Origin of the sequence: Endozoicomonas sp. ONNA2 (assembly GCF_024606365.1) — a bacterium.
Taxonomy (GTDB): domain Bacteria; phylum Pseudomonadota; class Gammaproteobacteria; order Pseudomonadales; family Endozoicomonadaceae; genus Endozoicomonas.
This window is the reverse complement of record NZ_JAHHPO010000762.1, coordinates 1-5,346: the sequence shown is the minus strand read 5'-3', so window position 1 is coordinate 5,346 and position 5,346 is coordinate 1. Positions and strand designations below refer to the sequence as shown.

The 5,346-nt window shown below is 52.3% G+C and carries 2 protein-coding genes; both read right to left on the bottom strand.

The genetic code is table 11. The annotated features are described in order from the left end of the window. Positions 1 to 49: 49 nt before the first annotated feature. The gene (locus tag KDK14_RS13565) at positions 50 to 2,602 is read right to left on the bottom strand and encodes a ZmpA/ZmpB/ZmpC family metallo-endopeptidase-related protein (RefSeq protein ID WP_257265699.1); all 2,553 of its coding nucleotides are present in this window, start codon (positions 2,600 to 2,602) and stop codon (positions 50 to 52) included. A gap of 21 nt (positions 2,603 to 2,623) precedes the next feature. Next, positions 2,624 to 5,194 (bottom strand): hypothetical protein, encoded by a 2,571-nt coding sequence (locus KDK14_RS13560; RefSeq protein WP_257265698.1) that lies wholly within the window; start codon positions 5,192 to 5,194, stop codon positions 2,624 to 2,626. Positions 5,195 to 5,346 lie beyond the last annotated feature (152 nt).

Here is a 5,346-nt window from a genome sequence, read left to right as displayed (position 1 = left end):
GTGCTTGTAGCCCTTGGAAATCAAGGGTCAATATGGTTTCAACGAATAGTTACGTACCGGCCTGCCCGTTCGCCACCGGTTCGCCACGGTTATTGATGTATTCAAATTCGTCCAGTTCCTGGTACACAGGGCTGTCACAGGGGGTGTGGTGCAGGCCAGGGGCAGGTTCAGTGTCCGCCATGAGACTTGCCGGGTTCTCTTGTTTGAATACTAATTGTTGGTAACGGTTTTCAAAGGAAGGATGCCGTAATACCCTGTTCCCCGGCCCGAACAAAGGCTGGTAATGGTCCAGGGGAGAAGTAGACCGTGGTCTTATGTTCTCCTGCCGGACTGATGACAGCAGGAAATGGTCCTGATGGGTACACAGCTGTCTATTATTCCGTGGTTGGCCGCCGCGCATGGGTTGGTTACGGCCAGCATTAGTGGATGACCTGTGGCGGTAATAGCGGCAGGCGATCACACCAATAACACCGACCAGCACAACAATGACTGTACCCAGGGCGATAAAGGCTTTAGTGGTAGCATTCAGCCATGGCACTGGCGGTGTTGATGTGGCGGCAGAATTCAGGCTGGACAGGGTCGTGTTTGTTACCGTGGCCGTAGCTGTTGGGGGCGTGGACGTGGCAACCCGGTCCGGTCTGGAAAAGGTCGCGCCTGGTTCCGTGACCACTGTCTTTGGGATTGGGCACGTTGGCCGAGCATTACTACAGTGATCAAAACCATAATTAACCATCCGACACTTTGGCGTTATCAGCCCGGGGGCAATATTTGCACAGGGTCTGTAACTTTCTTTTCGCCAAGTCTCGCACCCATTGCCTGCGAGGTTGAGGTTTCGTCCGTTTTTAACACGGACGTTACAAATAACTTGGTCCGTTCCTCCCGAGATAGCCGCTTTGCCACGTGGACTGGTAACGTTGCTTGCCATTACCCTGGTCCCGGCGATGATGAATTCAGATCCTTCATAGACAAATCCTGCGCCAATACCTGCCTCGGCTTCTGTTCCATTGTTGCTGACAAGACAGTTCCTTGCGATTGTGTTGGCAATTGTTCCTGTTCCTCTATGTTCTCCTGCACCAATACCGGCATCAGCCTGATTGCCTGAGGTTTCAACCCTGCATTTCATTGCAGTCGTGTGGTGAACATTTCCATTCGAATTGTTCCCTGCTCCTATACCGGCATCTGCATCTTTTTTGGTGGTTTTCACAGTGCAGTTCAACGCTGTCGTGTGGCTAACAGTACCTTCCTGCGATTCTCCGGCCCCAATTCCAGCATCAGCCTGGACGCCCGAGGTTTTAACCCTGCAGTTTATTGCAGTGGTGTTGGTAACATATCCTTGAACATTACATCCTGCTCCAATACCAGCGTCCGAACCAACATCTGGATCGTTGTCAGTGGTTGTCACTGTGCAGTTACACGCAGTTGTGTGGGTAACATTTCCACCATCTGATCTTCCTGCACCAATACCGGCGGCACCGGCATTTTTGCTACTTTCCTTTATTTCAACACGACAGTCTGTTGCAACCGTGTTGGTCACACTGCCTCCAGACAGATATCCCGCACCAATACCGGCAATACTGGAAGCTATCACCTCGCATTTTTCTGCCGTTATGCGGGCAACAGTCCCATTGCCAGTAACACGGCCAACGCCAATAGCAGCAATATCACCTGTCGTGTTAATTTGAGCGCATTCAGCATGAATGTTTTTGACCATGGCGTTGCCTGACATTTCACAGGCGGCTACCCCGGCCGTATCATCTGACTTTATGTTGGCTTTCATAAAGCGCAGGTTAGTGATACTGCCATTACCGGTCAGGTTGTGTACCAGGCAGCGGGGGAGGTTGCTGATGGTATGATTATCACCGTTCAAATGGCCGGTAAATCCGTGGGTTTTATTGCCAATGGAGCGTTTTAATTGGCTAGCGTCAATATCCTCCGTAAGCCGATAGGTTTTGTGGCATGGGTAGGTCGCATCGTGGCAAATCTTGTCCAGGGTCCTGGCCATTACATTGATCCCGGAGTCAGACACGGATGCTGACGACGCGCCGACCACGGATAGGCCGACCAGGGCCCCCAGTGCCAGGGCGGTGTCTGGCAACTGGCCAGTTTGCCGGGTTGTGGTGCGGAGTCTATTGGGCTGTGGTCGTGGGTTTTGTGAGGTTTCCCCGTTTTTTTCTTTGGTATTTTTCCCAGTCACATCCAGTGTGTTTTCTCTGTGAGTGCCAGGCAGCATCCACGCGGCGCAATCATTGAACTGGTCATTGGCAAACCGGCCAACAACCGAGAGGCTGGCAAGATAGCCCAGCAGGTTATTGATTTCCGCAGGCAGGTTGGTATAGGCGGCTACTACCCGTGTTGCCAGTGCGGTAGCCTGCAGGAGGTGGCTGACAGGGCCATGAGCATCATTGCCAGCAGCCGACACGGCAATATCCGGCGATGGTGATCGGGGGTTGGCTGGCTCATAGAAGGGATTAATCGTCCGAACCAATTCACTGCCCAATCGGATCACGTACAATCCATGCCATTGGCCTTCGTCAGGCGGTGTTGTTGCAGGTTGTGGGTCGATGGCAATGTCTGCCGGATTTATGCCTGATTGCCGTATCAAAATCAATACCTCATGATCTCGTCATCGGGGCTCGCGTGCTACCCATGGATTATCGTCAGATATTTGACCATGGTCAGGTTCTTTGCCAGCGTTGGTCGTGGGGCTGCTGCCACCTCTTGCCATGTCCGCCGGTGGGACCACGGCCGGTTCATCATGGCTATGGTCAGAGTCAGTCTCCTTGGTCAGTACCTGGTATATAGGGCTGAGAGGACGTTCTTGACTGGAGATAGGTCCATTGTCTGTGTTCGCCACGGGGTTGGCAGCCACTGTTGCTGAAACGGCCTGCCCGTTTGCCACCGGTTCGCCATGGTGATCGGTGCATTCATGCTCCTCCAGTTCCTGGTACAGATGGCTTTCAGGGGACGAGTGTTGCACAGGGGCATTGTCAGTGCCCATCATTGGATTGCGGCCCCCTGCTGCCGCGTTTCCTTGTCTGAATAGTAACTGTTGGTAACGGCTCTGGGGGGGAGCAGGCAGCGATCGTGTGTTCCCCCGATTGAATATCAACGGTTGGTAATGGTCCCGGGCAGGCTGCAGTCTCATGTCCGCCTGCCTGGCCACCCGGTGGCGGTCCTGAGGAGGAGCACCCCGCTGTCTCCCGGACCGTGGTTGGTCGCCGGGCATGGGTGCGTTACGACCAGCATTAGCGGATGACTTGTGTCTGTAATAGCAGCAGATGACCACGGCCAAACCGACCAGCACAAAAATGACCGTGGCCATGACGATAAAGACTTTAGTGTTACCATTTAGCGATGCCAGCGTCCCCGGGGTTGTGGGCGTTGACAGGCGGGAGGTAATATTTGCACAGAGATCATTGCCCAGCCAGGACTTGCAGTCCCGCCGCCAGGACTCACACCCCTGGACGCTGCCTTTTTGATCGCCATTAATAGAGACATTACACATAACCGGGTTTTTCTCTCCCGAGATAGTCGCAGAGGCTCGTTCAGTTCTGACGGTGCTATGAATCGCCCGGGTGTTGGCGACACTGGTTTCATAGAAGTATCCTGCGCCAATACTAGCGCTTGCACCTTCTTCTGTGGTGCTGACAAGACAGTTCGCTGCGATGGTGTTGGTCACTTCTCCTCCTTCATGTTTTCCTGCACCAATACCGGCATAAGCCAGCTTTCCTGAGGTTTTAACCTTGCAGTTTATCGCAATCGTGTCGGTAACTGTGCCTATAGCATTTTCTCCCACCCCAATACCAGCATCTGCGTTATCTTTGGTGGTTGTCACAGTACAGTTCACCGCAGTTGTCCCGGTAACAGTTCCTCTATCCTGATAACCTACACCAATACCGGCATTTGCATAATTTACAGTTGTTGCAACAGCACAGTGCGCCGCATTTGTGTTGATAACGACTCCATCAGTTGACATTCCTGCACCAATACCGGCATTTGTGCTTACTCCCTTTGTTTCAACCTTACAGTATCTTGCCGTCGTGTCGGTAACAGAGCCTTTATTCAGATATCCCGCACCAATACCCGCAGCAGCAAGTTCACCGAGAGCTTCCACTGTGCAGTTAATCGCATGTATGTTGGTGACCTTTCCACCTTCAACATGGCCCACGCCGATAGCAGTAGCAATATTATTACCTTTGTTTTTAATGTGAGCATGTTCAGTCTGAATGTTACTGACCCAGGCCTCGTCAGCCATTTCACAGGCCACTACCCCGGCCGCTATCAAGGTATTTGAATTTATATTCTCTTTAGAGATATTGGCTTTAATAAAGCGCAGGTTAAAGATATGGCCATTACCGGCCAGATTTCCTGCCAGGCAGTCGCGGAGGTTGTTAATGCTATGATTCCGGCCATCCAACTGACCTTTGAATGGCTGGCTTTTAGTCCCAATGGGCCGGTCCAATTGGCTACCGTCGATATCCTTTATCAGCCGATAATTTTTGCTGCATGAATCCTTATTACGGCAAATATTGCCCAGGAACGTGGCGTTTGCCACATCATGCCAACGGGCAGAATCAGAGGCCGATGATGCACCGACGGCACAAAGGCCGACCAGAGCCCCCAGTGCCAGGGAGGTGTTGGGCAACGGGTTGGCCCGTTGGGGAGTGGTGGTGAATTTATAAGACTTTTGTCGTGGTTTTTTTGAGGCTTTTCTGGTTTTGTATTTGGTGTTTTCCCATTCGTCTGTTGCGTTTTCCCTGTCTGTGCCGGGCTCTGTTACCATACCGGCAGGGCTGGTGAACGGGTTGAATTGATCACTGGCAAACCGGCCCGCAACCGAGAGGTTGGCAAGATAGCCCAGCAGGTTATTGATTTCCGGGGGGAGGTTGGCCCAGGCGACTACCGCCCGTGTTGCCAGGGCGGTGCTCTGCAAGAAATGACTGATCTGGCCCTGGGCATCATTGACAGCAGCGGACCCTGTAATATGCGGCGTTGGTGGTTGGGAGTTGAGTGGCTCATAGAATGGATTAAGTGACCGAACCAACTCACTGCACGATCCATTGCGCAATCCACTGTACAAGCGGGTCACTCCAAATCCATGCCATCGGCCCTCCGCTTCCGGAGGTGGAGTTGTTACCGTTTCTGGATGGATGGCAAGAGAGTCTGTTAAGGGTTTGCTTGATTGTCGTACCAAAATTAACACCATATTAATAGTTGTTTGCAGTGATATAAAACCACTGTCTTGTAGATAATACGCGGAGGAACGTAACAGACGGATAAATGGCATGCAGGGAGTTGTCTGGAAATAACTTTCCTATTTTCATTGCCTGACTCCGTTCGGACTGA